The following is a 17,504-nucleotide window of genomic DNA, read 5'->3' on the forward strand; positions in this document are numbered from 1 at the left end:
TAAGAAAAGCTGCCACATTCGCAATTTGGCCTCGCGAGAAGCTTAGTTTTTCGAATATGTTGCGCGGATGTGAGGGATTGATATGGCGATCACAGATGATCTCGTAATGGACACGTGCCTGTTGGCCGGGGAAACGATGCTGAAAAACGGGGGTGAAACCTATCGGGCGGAAGAAACGATGGCGTTGATCGCCAGAGCGGCCGGTATGGAAAGCGTAAACAGTTCGGTTACTCCGACGAGCATTATCCTCTCGTACCGTTGTGGGGACAGGGATCATACCCGGATGATTCGCATTTATGACCGGACATTTGACTTGAACAAGGTAACCTTGATCAACGAGGTTTCCCGACAATATGTCTCGGGTAAAATAACATTACTTCAATCATACCAGCGGCTGCGCGAAATTGACCAAAAGCGGCCGCTTTATCCCGTTTGGCTCCAACACACGGCGGCTGGCTTAGCCAGCGGCTCTTTTGCCATTTTGATCGGCGGCGATTTATACGATTTCATTCCGACGGCCATCGCAGGGACGTTGGTGAACATCGGAGCTACGCTGATCCCGTCTTTTTTGCAGGTTAAATTTTTCGCGGAATTTTTAGCCGGGTTCATCGGCGGTTTATTCGTGCTGCTCAGTTATGTGCTGTTCCCCTCGCTGCACTTCAATTCCATGATCATTTCCGCCATGCTGCCGCTATTTCCCGGCGTCGCCGTAACCAATTCCTTGCGCGATCTGATGGCGGGGGATTTGATGGCCGGGATGGCCAGAGGCGTGGAGGCGATGCTTACCGCACTTTCGGTGGCGGTGGCGACTGTTATCATTATTTCATTTTTGAGGTGATACGATGCCGTGGTGGCAAGGGTTAAGTTTTAGTTTGATGTCGACGGTAGCGTATTGCATTTTGTTTAATGTGCCGATTCGCACCTTGTTTGCGGGGGGCATGGTGGGGATGACCGGATGGGTCGTGTTCCAGGTGATGACGGTGAACGGCGCTTCGCTCACGCTGGCCACGTTTGGCGCGGCGACGACAGTCTCTTTGTTGAGCCAGTTCCTTTCGATCTTTTTGCGCGTGCCATCGACCAATTTCAGCGTCTCCGGCATCATTCCGCTCGTTCCCGGCTCCAAAGCCTACAAGGCGATGCTGGCGTTCGTAAACGGCGAAAACCTCGACGGCGTGACATTGGTCACGTTGACCGCATTCGCGGCGGGAGCGATCGCTGCTGGCCTGATTCTTGGCATCTCCATTTTCTCGGTTTGGAAAGGAATCGTGACCCGCTATGCTGCGAAGCGTGCAAAAGCAACTTGAGACGGAACAGTTGCTCGCCCCCGGGGAAACGATTGTCATCGGCGTCTCCGGCGGCGTCGATTCCATGGTGCTCCTGCATCTGCTGCACTCTCTCAATGTGATGCATCAGTACGGCTGGAAGCTGCATGCTGTCCATCTGAACCATTGCTTTCGAGGAGAGGAAGCCAGACAGGATGCCGCCTATGTAAAAAGCTTCTGTGAGGAGCTTTCGATCGATGTCCATCTGTTTGAAAAGGACGTTCCCGCCTACATGGAAGAGACGGGGCTGGGCGCACAAGAGGCAAGCCGCAATTTGCGCTACGAGCTTTACCAACAAGTTGCCCGTAACGTACAGGCGACAAAGGTGGCGGTCGCCCACCATGCTGACGACCAGGTGGAAACGATTTTGTACCGGATGCTGCGGGGGACGAGCGCAAGCGGATTTTCCGGCATGCCGATGCGCAGGCGGCTCTTCGACGATGTCGAGCTGATTCGACCGCTTTTGCCGTTCTATAAGGAGCAGCTTATTTCATACAGTAATCAGGTGGGACTCGTTCCGCGCGAGGACAGCAGCAACCGCTCGCGCAAATATCAGCGCAACAGGCTGCGTCTCGATGTCCTGCCGATGTTTGATTCGATCAATCCGCGGTATCGCGAACATATTTTGCAATTGGCGTATACGATCCGCCAAGAAGATACATATCTAATGGAGAAAAGCAGAGAGGCGCTTGCGCAGGTGGCGGAAACATGGGAGCCCGATCGAATTGTCGTCTCCCTTAACAAGTTTCAAAGTTGTGACCTTGCTTTACAAAGGAGAATGATTACACTAATATTAAGTTATCTGTCAAGTAGAATAGAGTGGTCTTCGCAGCATGTGGAGGCCGTTTTACGTGTTGGTACGGGGGAAAACCCTTCAGCCGTGTATTATTTGCCGAACAAGCTCGCTGTCAAGCGGGTGTACAATCAATTGCATTTTAGCGAAGGCAGCCTTCTTTTGGAGCAGCATACAGGTCCATTCCGATACGATTTGGATAAGCCTGGTGTGACTTTTATCAAAGAAAGCGGCCTGGAGTTCCGACTGTCGATACAGAGCTCGATCGAGCCATTGCCCCGTCCGGGAAAATGCACAGCCCTGTTCGATTTGGACCGTTTACCGGGAGCACTTGCCGTGCGCAATCGGCAAAATGGTGACCGAATTTCTTTATTAGGATCGGCCGGATCGACCAAACTAAAGGAAGCAATGATTGATGCAAAGGTTCCACGACATCTCCGCGATCGCTTGCCTGTTGTGGTGAGCGGCGACGAGATCATATGGGTTCCGGGCGTGCGCAGATCATCCGTTGCAGTTGTGGACGGGAACACGACACGCGTGTTGCAAGTGGAAGTAGAGTATGGAGAAGAGTGGCAGGAGGTTTTTGAATGAACGGCGACATCGAGAAAATTATGATCAGTGAGGAGCAGATCGCTGTCAAAGTGAAAGAGCTGGGCGGCATTCTGGCTGAGGAATATCGGGACAAAAATCCTTTGCTCATTTGCGTGCTGAAGGGAGCCATCATTTTTATGGCTGACTTGATCCGGCAAATGGACATTCGCTGCGAGATGGATTTCATGGCGGTATCGAGCTATGGCAGCGGCACTGAAAGCTCCGGCATGGTGCGTATTCTAAAGGATTTGGACACGTCCGTACAAGATCGCCACGTCATTGTGGTGGAAGACATCATGGACAGCGGCCTTACTTTGAGTCGCCTGGTAGAGCTTCTGCGTCACCGCGAGGCAGCATCCGTAAAAGTGGTTACGCTCTTGAACAAACCGGACCGTCGCAAGGTGGATATCACCCCAGATTACAGCGGCTATGACATTCCGGATGAATTTGTCGTCGGTTATGGTTTGGATTATGCAGAGAACTATCGGAACTTGCCTTACATCGGCGTGCTGAAACCAGAGGTTTATGCCAAGTAGTCAAGTTGTGAAGAACACACTGCATATGATAAAATATGAAAAGTGTCTTTTTCGCGAGAGGAGGTAAGGAATGAATCGCTTTTTCCGCAATACAGGCTTCTATCTACTCATTTTTCTTGTCACGGTAGGGATTGTCAATTTCGTCCTCTCCGGAACCGACAAGACGATACAGCTCACGTATCAAGAATTTCGTTCACAGCTGATTAACGACAATGTTTCTGAAGTTGCATTACGCCCTGAAGGCGGTACATACCGAGTGGAAGGTAAGTTGAGTAAGGCGGAGGCAGGTAAAGAATCCTTTACCACCAACGTCCCGCTTTATGAGACGGACATCGTGTCCATTCTAAATGCAAAAATTGATGATAAGAAAGTGAATAAGGTAGAGTTCAAACCGCAGGAAGGAAACAATATTTGGCTCACCTTCCTGACCTCGATCATTCCTTTCGTAATCATCTTCATTCTCTTCTTCTTTTTGTTGAACCAGGCGCAGGGTGGCGGAAGCCGTGTCATGAACTTCGGCAAAAGCCGTGCGAAGCTGTACAACGACGAGAAGAAACGGGTTACGTTTGACGACGTGGCGGGCGCTGATGAAGAGAAGCAGGAACTCGTGGAAGTCGTTGAATTCTTGAAAGACCCTCGCAAATTCGCTGCGGTGGGCGCCCGTATTCCTAAGGGTGTTCTCTTGGTGGGTCCTCCGGGTACCGGTAAAACGCTTTTGGCGCGCGCTGTCGCTGGTGAAGCAGGCGTTCCGTTCTTCAGCATTTCCGGTTCGGATTTCGTAGAAATGTTCGTCGGGGTCGGGGCATCCCGCGTGCGCGATCTCTTTGAGAACGCAAAGAAAAACGCTCCGTGCATCATCTTCATCGACGAGATCGATGCGGTTGGTCGTCAACGCGGCGCCGGTTTGGGCGGCGGACACGACGAGCGCGAACAGACGCTGAACCAGTTGCTGGTTGAGATGGACGGTTTCGGTGCCAACGAAGGAATCATCATGGTTGCCGCTACGAACCGCCCTGACATTCTTGACCCTGCGCTGCTGCGTCCAGGACGTTTTGACCGCCAGATCACGGTAGACCGTCCGGATGTAAAAGGACGCGAAGCCGTACTGAAAGTACATGCGCGCAACAAGCCGCTGGGCGATGACTTGGACATCGATGTCATTGCTCGCCGTACGCCAGGCTTTACCGGAGCTGATCTGGAAAACCTGCTGAACGAGGCGGCACTGCTCACAGCTCGCAAAAACAAGAAAACCATCAACATGGAAGAGATCGACGAAGCCATCGACCGCGTCATCGCAGGTCCGGCGAAAAAATCCCGCGTGATCACCGAGGATGAAAAACGTCTGGTCGCTTACCATGAAGCAGGACATACAATCGTTGGCTATCATTTGAAAAATGCCGATATGGTACATAAAGTAACGATCATTCCTCGCGGCCAAGCAGGCGGATACACTGTAATGCTTCCAAAAGAAGACCGTTATTTTGCTACCAAGAACGATTTGCTGGATAAAATCGTCGGTCTGCTTGGCGGACGTGTTGCCGAGGAATTGGTTTTGGGAGACATCAGTACAGGTGCCCACAACGACTTCCAACGCGCTACCGGCATCGCCCGCGCGATGATTACCGAATACGGGATGAGCCGTTTGGGTCCAATGCAATTCGGTGTACGACAAGGCCAAGTTTTCCTGGGCCGCGATATCGGTCATGAGCGGAACTACTCCGAACAGATCGCATATGAGATCGACCAGGAAATGCAGCGTATCATTACCGAGCAGTATGATCGATGCAAAGAGCTGCTTACCAAGTATGGCGACCAGCTCGAATTGATCGCTCAAACATTGCTCCGCGTGGAAACGCTCGATGCTGAACAGATTAGACAGCTGATCGAAAACGGCAAACTTGACAAAGAACCAACGGATAACAAAGACGTGGTTGTTCATATCCAGCCAAAAGCGGAAGAGAACAAGAACGAATGATAAGAGGCAAGCAAAAAGGAGTGCAAATGCGCTCCTTTTTTGTTCCTATGTGAAAAACAGTTTGGAACGTCCAAGTTTTTGCCGAATCGCTCCAAAGCGCTCGTTTTTCTGTATAATAGGCATCATAACGAGAGGAGGATCAGGATGACATTTTCTCACATAAAAGCAGTTGCGTTTGATATGGATGGCACTCTTTTAGATGGGCGTTCTGAGCTATCCCAAGAAAATCGGGCAGCTTGTGAAGCGTTGCGGGCAAGTGGACGCAAGATTTTGATTTCGACCGGACGTACATACAAGTCCGCGCAGCTTCCGCTGGACGGCTTCGCTTTTGACGGGTATGTGTGCAGCAATGGAGCGACCGTGTATGAAGCCGACGGATCGATGGTTCATTATCACAAGTTGGAAGCAGAGGCCGTGATTGGCATTCTGGAGAAGCTGCATGAGTTGCCCCTGTACTACGAGATGCATGACATCAAGAGCAACCGATGGATCGTGAAGGAAGATCGGCAGCGGATGGAGGAGATGATCGGCGAAGACGAGCTGATCGAGGGAATCAATTGGCGCCGCTTCACGTTTTACACTATGACAGCATCGGCCAGCCGGGAGGAATTATTCGCACGCATTCGATCGGGCGAGCTGGAGATTGTGAAAATTTTCATTTGGCACGCTCGGCCAGAAGCGTTGATCGGGGTGCGGCATGAATTGGAGCGTTGGGCGTCAAAGGCGCTGATTACCACCTCGGGCCCGCACAATCTGGAGATGATTCCACCTGGGGTCAGCAAATGGGAAGGGCTGCAATACTTTTGCCGCAAATGGGAGCTGTCTGCGGAGGAAGTCATGGCCTTCGGCGATTCCGACAACGATCTGGAAATGTTGACGTATGCAGGTGCATCCGTGGCGATGGAAAACAGTTCTGCCACGATCGAGCGGGTTGCCAAGTTTCGCGCCGGGAATCATATAGAAAACGGGGTCGCGCAATTCATCAACCAGTATATCGTGAAATAAGTCACAAGAAAAAAGTTTGACCAGTTTGTGCTGATTGACAAGGCAAATCAACAGGGGATACAATGACCGTACATGCTGACCTATTCGTCAATGAGCGACTATACACTAGGAGGATATCACTATGGATGCCTTAGCGTTGGAAAAAAAGGCGTTACGTGACGCCGAATTACGCGAACGGCTTTTGCAGCTTAAGAAGGAACGCAACGCCATTATTCTTGCTCACTTTTATCAGCGCCCGGAAATTCAGGAAGTAGCGGACTTTATCGGGGATTCGTTCGGTTTGGCTCAAAAGGCGAAAGAAACGGATGCAGACGTGATTTTGTTCTGCGGGGTTCACTTTATGGGAGAAAGTGCAAAAATTCTCAATCCCTCCAAAACGGTGATTATCCCGGATGAGCGTGCCGGCTGTCCGATGGCAGACATGGTGAATGTCGATGGGCTGCGCAAGCTGAAAGCACAGCACCCGAATGCCAAAGTTGTTGCTTACATCAATACGTCTGCAGATGTGAAAGCGGAAACGTACATTTGCTGTACGTCGTCGAACGCCCGCAAAGTCATCGAGTCGATCGATACCGATGAAATCATCTGGGTTCCGGATAAAAACCTGGGTCACTACGTATCCCAGTTTACGGACAAGAAAATGATCATTTGGGAAGGCTACTGCAATACGCATGACCAGCTTTCCGTTGAAGATATTATGAACATGAAGCAGCAGCATCCAAACGCGCTTGTGGTCGTTCATCCAGAGTGCCGTCCGGAAGTGGTTGCTTTGGCTGACTATGTCGGTTCGACGACAGGCATCCTGAAATATTGCCGCGAATCGTCGCACAAAGAATTCATCATCGGTACCGAGGATGGTACGCGATACATGCTGGAGAAAGACAGTCCAGACAAAACCTTTGTGTTTGCATCGAAATATTTGGTTTGCCCGAATATGAAGGTGAACAACTTGAAAAAATGCGTAGAAGCGCTGGAAAACATGAAACCGGAAATTTATGTTCCGGAAGATGTGGCAGACGCAGCTCGTGCCTCCTTGGAGCGCATGCTGGCGGTTGCACCGGCTTAATCATAAGATGGATCGAGAGGGCAGAGCTCAAACCAATTGGGCACTGCCCTTTTTTTGTTGCAAAATTACAGAGTAGTGTCTGAAATGCTGTAGCGACGGGATAGAAAGAGCTGCGACCGATGTGCGGGGCCATTTGACAAAAGAAATCTTACGTAATAATATGTTTTTACGTTAATCAATCGTTTTATGAAAAGAGGTGATTCCTTGCAACCCGATATTTTGGAGACCTTTGTGGTGGAAACGCCGGAGCATGCGATGGTGCTGCTCAATCCGCTGCGCGCGGAAATTTTGGGCCGTTTGACGGAACCGGCTTCAGCCGCAGAGGTGGCGCGTATGATTAATGAGACCCCACAACGGATCAATTACCATCTGAAAGCCCTAGAGAAAGTGGGGCTGGCCCGCCGGGTTGGCACGCGCCAGGTGCGCAATCTGGTGGAGGTGCTGTACCAGGCGATCGCGCGGACGTTTGTTTTGTCCGAGTCGCTTAATTGGAACCCGGAAACCGTGCAAAAAATGAAGGATCAGGGCTCATTGTCGCATCTGATCACGATGACGGAACGAATCAAGCGGGATGCGCTCGTTTTGATGGAGCGGTCTGATGAAAATGCAGAGATCCCGAGTGCAACGCTCGAAACGAGCATCCGCTTGCAAAATCAGGAGCAGCGGCAAGCTTTTGTAGAGGAGTATGTGTCGCTGGTGAAAGGTCTGGTCGAGAAGTATCAGGCGAGATCTGGCAGCAAGGAAGAAGAGGCGTTCCATGTAGTGCTGGCGGTGTACCCGCAACTCAACCTGGGAGGGGAAACGAAATGAAACCTGTTCTGGTCTGGGAGACAAATCGCAAAAAGGCGGAACCTGGAGAGCGTACGGGAAATGTAATCCCGTTTGAGCGCAATCGGTCAGGGGAGGTCGTGGAGCAGGAGTCGATTCGTACGGAGTGGAAAGCAGGCTCCGGTACAAACGGCGATGGCTCCGAGGAGCCTGTCACGATCACGATGGTTTCTTCTGGCTTCACGACGAAAGCCAGAGCAGTTGCTCCACAATCTGCTGCGGGCACGACGCAAATGCGTTTGGCAGCCTAACTCATTTGGAGGGGGAAAGCGAAATGAATCTGGTTCCTGTTGTTGTTGAGCAAACGAGCAGAGGTGAGCGGTCCTACGATATTTATTCGCGGCTGCTCAAAGATCGGATCATCTTCATCGGGAGTGCGATCGATGACACAATCGCGAACCTGATCGTTGCCCAGCTGCTGTTTTTGGCCTCGGAAGACCCGGATAAGGATATCAGTCTCTATATCAACTCTCCAGGTGGGTCCGTTACCGCGGGCTTGGCCATTTACGATACGATGCAATTCATCAAGCCGGATGTATCGACGATCTGCATCGGCATGGCGGCATCGATGGGACAATTTTTGTTGACAGCTGGGGCACCGGGGAAACGCTATGCGCTGCCGAATGCGGAAATCATGCTGCACCAGCCATGGGGCGGCAGCCAAGGGCAGGCCAGCGACATCAAAATCCAGGCCGACCGCATTTTGCGCCATCGGGAGAAGTTGTTCCGCATCACAGCGGAACGATCCGGGAAGACGCTGGAACAAGTGATGAAAGACGGCGAGCGGGATTATTTCATGGACGCCAGGGAAGCGAAGGAATACGGGCTCATCGACAAGATCATCGAAAAGCTGTAAAAAAGCAAAACAAAACCGCAGGGTATCTATCCTGCGGTTTTCTCATGCGAAAACGGTCACATCGGCATTGGTGTAGGCGTCGGCTTGGCGTAGCCTTCTTTATACTGCTGGTCGATGTATGTGCGGATTTCTTTTGGCGTCTTGCCGTCTTTGGTCATTTTCGCGGAAATCACGGCAATCTCCATGCAGGTGTTGCAGCGCGTACCGTGGTCATCCCAGACAACGGAGCCGTCTTGTTTCACTTCCTTGATGAAGCAGTTGCCGTTGTGCAAATGCCCCGCGCTCTCGCCGCAGCCGCAATAGCACGGTATCGACTTAAGCACATCCTGAACGCCTGCGGCAATCTGGTATATGTCCTTGATCTGCGGCTCGACCTTGTCCAGGAAGGTGGGGAGCGTCGTAATGGATGCCGTCACTTCTTGCAAGTCACCGTTGGGCAATTGGTGAGACTGATGTTGCGCAGCCGAATCCTGGCCAGCACAGCCGGTTAAGAGCGAAAGGGCAACGAGTCCGGCGTAAACAAAACGGGAACGCTTTTTCATGTCTGGGTAACCTCCTTATCCTTCGAAGCGATTATACCATACTTGCCCAAAGGAAACGGAGGGGGGGTATGTGACAAAATACGCTCAATTGAACCAAGTCTGGAAATAACAAAAAAAGCAAATCGTAATCAGTCTTATTTACTTTTGGGATGCATATCACTATAATAGGTTCATGTACAGATAAATCGGAATCGTTATGATTGGAGAGCTTTGAGGAGAGGAAGAGTTGACATATGATTCGTAAACGATCCATGTTTTCGATGATAGCCGTGCTGACTGCAACAATGATGCTGCTGTCGGCATGCGGACAAACAGCACCATCACAGAATACATCAGGGTCCGCCCAAAATCAATCAGAAGCGAAAACGAATGGCAAACTGCAAGTGTTCACATCCTTTTACCCGCTTTATTACGTGGCGACGCGGATTGGCGGGGAGTACGTCGATGTGAAAAATATCGTTCCGGCTGGTGTGGAACCGCATGATTTCGAGCCGACGGCAAAAGACATCGTAGATATGTCCAAAGCCAATCTGTTCATTTACAATGGCAGCGGCTTTGAGGCGTGGGTGGAGAAAGCGCTGCAAGGCTTCGACCAGAGTCAAATGACGGTCGTGAAGGCTACGGATGGCCTGCAATTGCTCAAAAACGCGGAAGAACAGCACAATGAGCATGCCGGCGAATCAGCCGAGGCTCATGATCACGGCGAGTTCGATCCACACGTTTGGCTGGACCCTACACTGTTGAAGGCGCAGGCTGAAAAAGTGAAGGATGCGCTCGCCAAAAAAGACCAGGCACATGCCGCGGAATTTGGGAAAAATTATGAGAAATTGGCCGCTGATCTGGATACACTTGATAATGACTTCAAAAAAATGGTCGCTGCTGCGCCCAGGAAAGAATTCATGGTTTCGCACCGTGCCTTTGGCTATTTGGCCCACCACTACGGCTTGGAGCAAATCGCCATTTCCGGCGTATCGCCTGCTGATGAGCCTACTCCAGCCGACTTGAAGGAATTGGTGGAGCGCGTAAAAGAGCATCATATTCAATATATCCTGTTTGAAACGTTGGTTTCGACCAAGGTTGCCGACGTGATTGCCCGGGAGACCGGTGCGAAAACGGCGATGCTGAATCCGCTGGAAGGCTTGACGGAAGCTGACCAGCAGGCGGGGAAAGACTACCTGTCGATTATGCGTGATAATCTGGAGACGTTAAAAACGGCTCTGCAATAGACAAAGGATGATGAGTCTTGAAGGATGCAAACGGTACAAAGGATGCGATCGTGCAGCTGTCCAACGTTACATTTCAATATGATGATGGGAAAACGGTTTTGGACCATGTCAACTTTGTGCTGCAAAAAGGGGACTTTTTAGGGCTGGTCGGTCCGAACGGCTCGGGGAAATCCACGTTGCTGAAGCTGATCCTGGGGCTTTTGCCCGCAACGCATGGGCAGATTGATCTGTTCGGTACGCCGATCAACAAGTTCCGCGAATGGTCCAAGATCGGGTATGTCGCGCAGCAGGTAGCACACGGTGCCGGCGGTTTCCCTGCCACCGTGCGCGAGGTCATCGCGTCCGGGCTGGTAGGAAAAGTAGGTCTGTTCCGCCGCATCACACGGCAGCACCAAGCGCTGGTGACGCAAGCGGCAGAGCGCGTCGGCCTCGGCGATAAGCTGGATAAACGGATCGGCATTTTGTCCGGCGGCCAGCTGCAGCGCGTTTTCATTGCCCGGGCTCTCGTCGCCGAACCGCAATTTTTGATTTTGGATGAGCCGACGGTGGGCGTCGATCAGGAGTCGATCGATCAGTTTTACGAACTGCTTCGTTCGCTGAAAGAAGAGAGCGAATTGACGATGATGATCGTGAGCCATGATGTCGGCGTCATGACACAGTGGGTCAACAAGGTCGCCTGCTTGCAAAAAGGGCTCCACTTCCACGGAACGGCGCACGAGTTCGTGCATAATCAGGAAAAAATCATGCAGCAGATGTACGGCAGCAATGTCCACCTGCTTGCACATAACCATTAGAGGTAAGAGTGTCTCAGGCAAAATCTTTGCTGTGACCAACGAAGGCTCCGTCACCCGTTTGGCGCAGTCTAGTTTTCGAACCGAAAGAAAGGGGTCCCCATGCTGGCTGATTGGTGGAACTATGATTTTTTGCGGTATACGCTGTTTTCCGGTATCTTGATCGGTCTGATTTGCCCGATTCTCGGTACGTTTCTTATCGTTCGGCGCTTGTCCATGATGGCGGACGGCCTGTCTCACGTGACGCTGTCGGGTGTCGCGGCAGGCATGCTGCTGGCGAAAAAGTTCCCGTTGTTCCAAGCGGTGAACCCGCTGTTTTTCGGGATGATTTTTTCCGTCATCGGCTCACTGTTTATTGAACGGCTGCGCAAGCTCTACAAGTCGTATCAGGATTTGGCGATTCCGATCATCCTATCGACAGGCTTAGGGCTGTTTACGGTTTTGGTCAGCATTGCAAAAGGCTTCAACACGGACTTGTACGCATACTTATTCGGAAAAATCGTGACGGTGACCAAAGAGGATCTGTTTGCGCTGATCGGAGTGGCGGTGGTCGTCCTGGGAACCGTGCTGTTGATTTACAAAGAGCTGTTTGCGGTCTCCTTTGACGAGGAGTTCGCCCGCGTCTCCGGTGTTGCGCGGAAAACGATCAATCTCTGGTTTATGGTTTTGGTGGCGCTCACGATCGCGGCATCCATGCGCATCGTAGGGGTTCTTTTGATCTCGGCGCTGATCACGCTGCCTGTTGCGGCCAGCCTGCAAATTGCCGGAAGCTTTCGCCAGGCGATTCTTTACGCGATTCTGTTTGCGGAAGCATCGGTTTTGATCGGACTTTACTTTGCTTATTTGCTCGATTGGGCTTCAGGCGGTACAATTGTTTTAGTATCGGTCGGTATATTGCTGATCGTCTTGGGTGTAAAAAAGCTGCGGGTATGGCGCAGGTAAATCAGCAAGGAGGCTTTCGTCATGACAGTCGAAGAAGCTTTGCAGATTTTGAAGGAACGGGGATATAAATATACGGGAAAACGCGAAGAAATCATTCGCATCTGCTCCGACGAAAAGCGGTATTTGTCCGCTAAAGATATTTTGGAGAGAATCAAAGAGCATTATCCGAATCTTAGTTTTGATACCGTATATCGGAATATATCCACGTTTGTCGATCTGGGGATCTTGGAGGAGACCGAGCTGGATGGCGAGGGCAAGTTCCGCCTGGCTTGCAGCAACAACGGTCATCACCACCATCACGTCATTTGCACGGAATGCGGCAAAACATCGTCGTTGCCGGGTTGCCCCATGAATTTGATGGCGACGATTCCGTCTGATTTTATGGTGACGGGACACAAGTTTGAAGTATATGGCACTTGCAAAGAGTGCAGTCAATGATGAAAAGCTTCCTTACATGCGGCCTGTTTTGCGTGTGCGGGAGCTTTTTCCTTTTTGGAGCCATTTGTTATAATGGGACGAGAAAGAACTACCTGACGTTGAAAACGAAGAGAGAAGGTAAACAGATGGTTCCCCGTTACGTGATAGATTTTGACCTGAAGGCTTTGCCGCGGCTGAAGACCGATGTGGCCGTCATCGGCGCCGGGATCGCCGGGTTGTACACGGCTTTGCAGGCAAGCGAGTTTGCGGATGTTGTGCTGATCAGCAAAAGAGGGCTGGATGACAGCAACACGCGTTGGGCGCAGGGCGGGATTGCAGCGGTCACTGCGAAGACCGACTCGCCTGCGTTGCACCGCCAGGATACGCTGATTGCCGGAGCCGGACTTTGCGCGTACGATGCTGTCGACGTGCTGGTTCACGAAGGCCCGGAGCGTTTGCAGGAGCTGATCGCCTACGGCACGCGGTTCGACAAGGACGAAAAGGGCCGTTATGAGCTGACACAGGAGGGTGCGCACAGCCAGCGGCGCATTTTGCACGCGCAAGGGGATGCGACAGGAGCAGAGATCGTCCGCGCTCTTTCCGCCAAGGTGAAAAACAATGCGCGCATCAAAGTGATGGAAGATCACTTTGTCATCGATGTCATTACGGATCATGGGGAATGCATCGGGGCACTGGTGATGCAGCCGGATGGCGAGCTGCTGTTCGTGCAATGCTCGGCGACCGTGCTGGCCACCGGCGGCGCGGGACAGCTGTACCGTTATACGACCAACCCGGATATCGCAACGGCCGACGGGATCGCGATTGCATACCGGGCGGGCGCGGACATCAAGGACGTCGAATTCATTCAATTCCATCCGACTGCGCTTTACTATCCCGGTGCGCCTCGTTTTCTGATTTCCGAGGCGGTGCGCGGAGAGGGTGCGATTTTGCGCAATATTGACGGCGAGCGCTTCATGCCGAACTACCATCCGCAAAAAGAACTGGCGCCCCGCGATATTGTGGCCCGGGCGATCGTATCAGAGATGGAGCGGACCAACTCGTCCTTTGTGTACCTGGATATTACGCATGAATCGGAGACGCTGATCAAGCACCGCTTCCCGACGATCTACAAGTTTTGCCTCCAGTATGGGCTCGACATGGTGACAGACTGGATTCCGGTCGCGCCGGCGTGCCACTACATCATGGGCGGGGTGCGTACGGATTTGCACGGCGAAACGTCTACCAAGCGTCTGTTTGCGTGTGGAGAGGCGTCCTGCACGGGCGTGCACGGAGCGAATCGTCTGGCGAGCAACTCGCTGTCCGAGGCGGTCGTGTTCGGTCACCGGATCGTTCAGCGTATCAAGCAGCTGCAGCCGCTGGCGGATGTGCCGGAGCTGTCTTTTTCCATCGAGCGCAAGCAAAATCCGCCGGACATGGTGGCACAGCGCCTCAAGCTGCAAAAGCTGATGCTGCGCAACGTGGGCGTGAAGCGCAGCGAGGACGGTCTGGAAAAGGCACTGAAAGAGATTGAGCGGATGGATCGCCTTTTTGGCTATGAGCATCGGTCGACACAAGCGTTTGAATGCCTCAACCTGTTGACCGCCGCCGGATTGACGACGAAAGCGGCCCTCATGCGGGAGGAAAGCCGCGGCGGCCACTATCGGATCGATTATCCGAGCAAGGACGACTTGATTTGGCGCAAGCATATTGTATTGTCCCTAGAGCATGGAGTACGAGAGGAGAGCAATGAGTGATGTGGAGCAAACGGGAGCTGCGGGCAAAAATTGAAGATTGGCTGATGGAGGATATCGGCTCGGGCGATATTACTACGGAGTGCACGATTCCGGAAGATGAGCAGGGCAAAGGCATTCTGTATGCAAAAGAGGCAGGAATCATCGCCGGCTTGCCGGTGGCGGAGCTTGTTTTTGAAACGGTGGATGCGGGGCTGTCGTTCAAGACATTGGTGAAAGAAGGCGAGCGCGTCGAAAAAGGACAGGCGATTGTGGAAGTCTCCGGTTCTGTGCAATCGATTTTGAGCGGTGAGCGCCTGGCGCTGAATTTGCTGCAGCGCCTCTCCGGAATTGCCACTCGTACGCGCGAGTTCGTGGACGTGCTGGAAGGAACGAAGGCACGCGTTGTCGATACGCGCAAAACAACGCCGGGCCTGCGTCTGGTCGAAAAATATGCGGTTCGCATCGGCGGAGGGCACAATCACCGCTACGCGCTGTATGATGCAGTCATGATCAAGGACAATCATATCAAAGGTGCGGGGAGCATTACCAAGGCGGTCGAAGCGGCGCGCACAAACATTCCGCATACGATGAAGATCGAGGTGGAGTGCGAAACGATCGAACAGGTGAAGGAAGCGCTTGCTGCCGGAGCCGATATCATCATGCTCGACAACATGTCGCCGGAGATGATGCGCGAGGCCGTGGCGCTGATCAATGGCCGCGCGATCGTGGAGGCTTCCGGCGGCGTGACGCTGGAGACAGTGCGGGCGATTGCGGAGACAGGTGTGGATGTGATTTCCGTCGGCGCCCTGACGCATTCGGTTCGCGCGCTGGACATCAGCCTTGATCTTAACCAGCGGAAACGGTAGAAGGGGAACTGCCATGCTCTTGGTGATCGACGTTGGCAATACCAATATCGTATTCGGTCTGTATGAAGGGGACGCGCTGGCGCATCACTGGCGCGTCTCCGCTGACCGCAATAAAACGGAAGACGAGTACGGGATGCTGGTGCGCAGCCTGTTCGATAGCGTAGGCCTCGCTTTTTCGATGATTGAAGGCGTCATCTATTCTTCCGTCGTACCGCCGCTCAATCATGTTATCGACAGAATGTGCACGAAATATTTTGGCAAAAAGCCGCTGGTGATCGGGCCGGGGATCAAAACCGGGCTGAACATCAAAGCGGAATATCCGCGTGAAGTCGGAACCGACCGGATTGTCAACGCTGTGGCGGCGATGCATCAGTACGGTTCGCCAGTGATCGTCGTCGATTTCGGTACGGCGACTACCTTTTGCTATATCGACAAGCAGGGCCAATATTGGGGAGGCGCGATTGCGCCGGGCATCGGCATTTCCACGGAGGCGTTGGTGAGCCGTGCGTCCAAGCTGCCGCGCATCGAGATTGCCAAGCCAGCCGCGGTAATCGGACGCAATACGATCGCTTCCATGCAATCGGGCATTTTTTATGGATTCGTCGGTCAGGTCGAAGGGATCGTACGCCGAATGATGGAAGAGGCAGGCACGAAGCCGAAAGTGGTCGCGACTGGAGGGCTCGCCCCGCTGGTTGCAAACGAGGCGACCTGCATCGATGTGGTTGATCCGAATTTGACGCTCAAAGGGCTTTGCTTGATATACCAACGCAACACATAGCGTCATTTTCCAGCTGTCGAACAGCAATTGGGGTTCTTGACAATCCCCGTAATCATGAATTAGAATAAAGTCAATTAAATAAACCGCTTACATTTTTGAGGCGTGTTACTGGTTTGCCAGGCATGAGCCGAAAAGGATCTTTCATTCTTTATGTGGAAAAGATACTTTTTTGGCTTTTATTTATTTGGTAGAGAGTTGGTGACGAAGGGTGGCTGCAGAAGCGCAATATGTGATTCAACGCATATTCAATAATAACGTTGTGCTTGTCCACGAGCCTCCGTCCAACGTTGAAATCATTTTGCTTGGCAAAGGCATCGGATTCGGCAAAAAGATTGGCAACACCATATCCGGGGATCACGCCGATATTGAAAAAAAGTTCCGGCTCGAAGATGAGAAGCACATCAAGCAATATCGCTCGCTGATGAATCAGGTGGACCAAGCGGTGATTGGCATATCGGAAGAGATCATCGCATTGATTAGTAGAGAGATTGGGCCGGTGGTAAACGAGCATGTCCATGTCGCGTTGCCCGACCACATTCATTTTGCGATCCAGCGGTTGCGCAATAACCTGGAGATCGTCAACCCGTTTTTGTTCGAGATACAGACGCTTTATCCGAAAGAGTTCACGCTTGCACAAAAGGCGGCGGACATGATTACGGATAACTTCCCGATCCATATACCGGAGAGTGAAGTCGGTTTTCTCGCCTTGCATATCCACTCCGCTGTGAGCCATATTCCCGTGGCGAAGGCGGTTCAGTTCACCAATATCATCAGCGAAATGGTCAAAATGATTGAAGAGTCGATCTCGACGACCATTGAGCGCGACAGTATCGACTATGTCAGGCTGATTACGCATCTGCGCTTTGCCGTCGAGCGGATCCGCCAGAACAAATCGATCAAAAACCCGCTCCTGGACCGGATCAAAATCACGCTGCCGGACAGCTATGAGCTGGCGGTGAAGCTGGCACAGCTCATCTCCGAGCGAATGGATGTCGTCGTGCCTGAAGATGAGATCGGCTACATCGCGATGCACCTGTTTCGTTTACAACCGGATAAATAAATGGCGTGTTACTAGTTCGACTAGGCATGAGCCAAGATTGGCGCAAGGAAAGCATTGTTGGCTTTCCGGCTGATCTTGTCTCATGCTTTTTTTGTACAACCGCGGCTCCGCCAAAAAGCTAGGCTCGAAAAAGTTTTTGAACTGCCGATTCGGATATAGTAAAGATAACGGTTTTGG

The 17,504-nt window shown here is 52.1% G+C and carries 19 protein-coding genes; 18 read left to right on the forward strand and 1 reads right to left on the reverse strand.

All coding sequences use genetic code 11. From position 1 onward, the window contains the following. Positions 1 to 88: 88 nt before the first annotated feature. From ACTID9_RS00485 to clpP, 10 genes are all read left to right on the forward strand, one after another. Complete coding sequence (locus tag ACTID9_RS00485; protein WP_441072337.1) at positions 89 to 838, forward strand: threonine/serine exporter family protein; 750 nt, start codon at positions 89 to 91, stop codon at positions 836 to 838. 4 nt (positions 839 to 842) lie between these two features. After that, positions 843 to 1,304, forward strand: coding sequence for a threonine/serine exporter family protein (locus tag ACTID9_RS00490; RefSeq protein ID WP_122920265.1), 462 nt, complete (start codon positions 843 to 845; stop codon positions 1,302 to 1,304). Next, positions 1,276 to 2,706 carry a tRNA lysidine(34) synthetase TilS gene (tilS, locus tag ACTID9_RS00495; RefSeq protein WP_441069220.1) on the forward strand — a complete coding sequence of 477 codons (1,431 nt, stop codon included), beginning with the start codon at positions 1,276 to 1,278 and terminating at the stop codon, positions 2,704 to 2,706. The genes ACTID9_RS00490 and tilS overlap by 29 nt, the downstream gene beginning before the upstream one ends. Beyond that, on the forward strand, positions 2,703 to 3,242 hold the full coding sequence (gene hpt, locus ACTID9_RS00500; protein ID WP_441069223.1) for a hypoxanthine phosphoribosyltransferase: 540 nt from the start codon (positions 2,703 to 2,705) through the stop codon (positions 3,240 to 3,242). Before tilS ends, hpt begins: the two co-directional genes overlap by 4 nt. A gap of 70 nt (positions 3,243 to 3,312) precedes the next feature. Next, positions 3,313 to 5,217 (forward strand): ATP-dependent zinc metalloprotease FtsH, encoded by a 1,905-nt coding sequence (gene ftsH / locus ACTID9_RS00505; protein ID WP_441069224.1) that lies wholly within the window; start codon positions 3,313 to 3,315, stop codon positions 5,215 to 5,217. Between the two features lie 144 nt (positions 5,218 to 5,361). Beyond that, positions 5,362 to 6,222 carry an HAD family hydrolase gene (locus ACTID9_RS00510; protein ID WP_441069226.1) on the forward strand — a complete coding sequence of 287 codons (861 nt, stop codon included), beginning with the start codon at positions 5,362 to 5,364 and terminating at the stop codon, positions 6,220 to 6,222. A 121-nt stretch (positions 6,223 to 6,343) separates the two neighbouring features. Then, complete coding sequence (nadA, locus tag ACTID9_RS00515) at positions 6,344 to 7,288, forward strand: quinolinate synthase NadA (protein ID WP_354093485.1); 945 nt, start codon at positions 6,344 to 6,346, stop codon at positions 7,286 to 7,288. Between the two features lie 255 nt (positions 7,289 to 7,543). Then, entirely contained in the window at positions 7,544 to 8,098 is a 555-nt protein-coding gene (locus ACTID9_RS00520) for a helix-turn-helix domain-containing protein (protein ID WP_441072339.1), read from the forward strand. Next, on the forward strand, positions 8,095 to 8,367 hold the full coding sequence (locus tag ACTID9_RS00525) for a hypothetical protein (protein WP_441069229.1): 273 nt from the start codon (positions 8,095 to 8,097) through the stop codon (positions 8,365 to 8,367). The genes ACTID9_RS00520 and ACTID9_RS00525 overlap by 4 nt, the downstream gene beginning before the upstream one ends. A gap of 23 nt (positions 8,368 to 8,390) precedes the next feature. Beyond that, positions 8,391 to 8,972: an ATP-dependent Clp endopeptidase proteolytic subunit ClpP gene (gene clpP, locus ACTID9_RS00530; protein WP_441069231.1), complete on the forward strand. Its 582-nt coding sequence runs from the start codon at positions 8,391 to 8,393 to the stop codon at positions 8,970 to 8,972. 56 nt (positions 8,973 to 9,028) lie between these two features. On the opposite strand, the gene ACTID9_RS00535 is transcribed toward clpP, so the two are convergent. Next, positions 9,029 to 9,514, reverse strand: a complete 486-nt coding sequence (locus tag ACTID9_RS00535) for a PCYCGC motif-containing (lipo)protein (RefSeq protein ID WP_441069233.1) — start codon at positions 9,512 to 9,514, stop codon at positions 9,029 to 9,031. A gap of 233 nt (positions 9,515 to 9,747) precedes the next feature. On the opposite strand from ACTID9_RS00535, the gene ACTID9_RS00540 reads away from it, so the two are divergent. From ACTID9_RS00540 to glcT, 8 genes are all read left to right on the forward strand, one after another. Beyond that, positions 9,748 to 10,740 (forward strand): metal ABC transporter substrate-binding protein, encoded by a 993-nt coding sequence (locus tag ACTID9_RS00540; RefSeq protein WP_441069235.1) that lies wholly within the window; start codon positions 9,748 to 9,750, stop codon positions 10,738 to 10,740. 17 nt (positions 10,741 to 10,757) lie between these two features. Further along, positions 10,758 to 11,534: a metal ABC transporter ATP-binding protein gene (locus ACTID9_RS00545; RefSeq protein ID WP_441069237.1), complete on the forward strand. Its 777-nt coding sequence runs from the start codon at positions 10,758 to 10,760 to the stop codon at positions 11,532 to 11,534. A gap of 99 nt (positions 11,535 to 11,633) precedes the next feature. Next, positions 11,634 to 12,473 carry a metal ABC transporter permease gene (locus tag ACTID9_RS00550; RefSeq protein WP_441069239.1) on the forward strand — a complete coding sequence of 280 codons (840 nt, stop codon included), beginning with the start codon at positions 11,634 to 11,636 and terminating at the stop codon, positions 12,471 to 12,473. Positions 12,474 to 12,494: 21 nt separating this feature from the next. Further along, positions 12,495 to 12,911, forward strand: coding sequence for a Fur family transcriptional regulator (locus ACTID9_RS00555; protein ID WP_122920277.1), 417 nt, complete (start codon positions 12,495 to 12,497; stop codon positions 12,909 to 12,911). Between the two features lie 125 nt (positions 12,912 to 13,036). Beyond that, positions 13,037 to 14,644, forward strand: coding sequence for an L-aspartate oxidase (nadB, locus tag ACTID9_RS00560; protein WP_441069242.1), 1,608 nt, complete (start codon positions 13,037 to 13,039; stop codon positions 14,642 to 14,644). Continuing rightward, complete coding sequence (gene nadC / locus ACTID9_RS00565; RefSeq protein ID WP_441069244.1) at positions 14,641 to 15,489, forward strand: carboxylating nicotinate-nucleotide diphosphorylase; 849 nt, start codon at positions 14,641 to 14,643, stop codon at positions 15,487 to 15,489. The genes nadB and nadC overlap by 4 nt, the downstream gene beginning before the upstream one ends. A 13-nt stretch (positions 15,490 to 15,502) precedes the next feature. Continuing rightward, positions 15,503 to 16,267: a type III pantothenate kinase gene (locus ACTID9_RS00570; RefSeq protein ID WP_441069246.1), complete on the forward strand. Its 765-nt coding sequence runs from the start codon at positions 15,503 to 15,505 to the stop codon at positions 16,265 to 16,267. Positions 16,268 to 16,496: 229 nt separating this feature from the next. Beyond that, the gene (gene glcT, locus ACTID9_RS00575) at positions 16,497 to 17,327 is read left to right on the forward strand and encodes a glucose PTS transporter transcription antiterminator GlcT (protein WP_441069248.1); all 831 of its coding nucleotides are present in this window, start codon (positions 16,497 to 16,499) and stop codon (positions 17,325 to 17,327) included. The last annotated feature ends 177 nt before the right edge of the window (positions 17,328 to 17,504 follow it).

Source organism: Brevibacillus fluminis, assembly GCF_052072235.1.
GTDB lineage: Bacteria > Bacillota > Bacilli > Brevibacillales > Brevibacillaceae > Brevibacillus_D > Brevibacillus_D fluminis_A.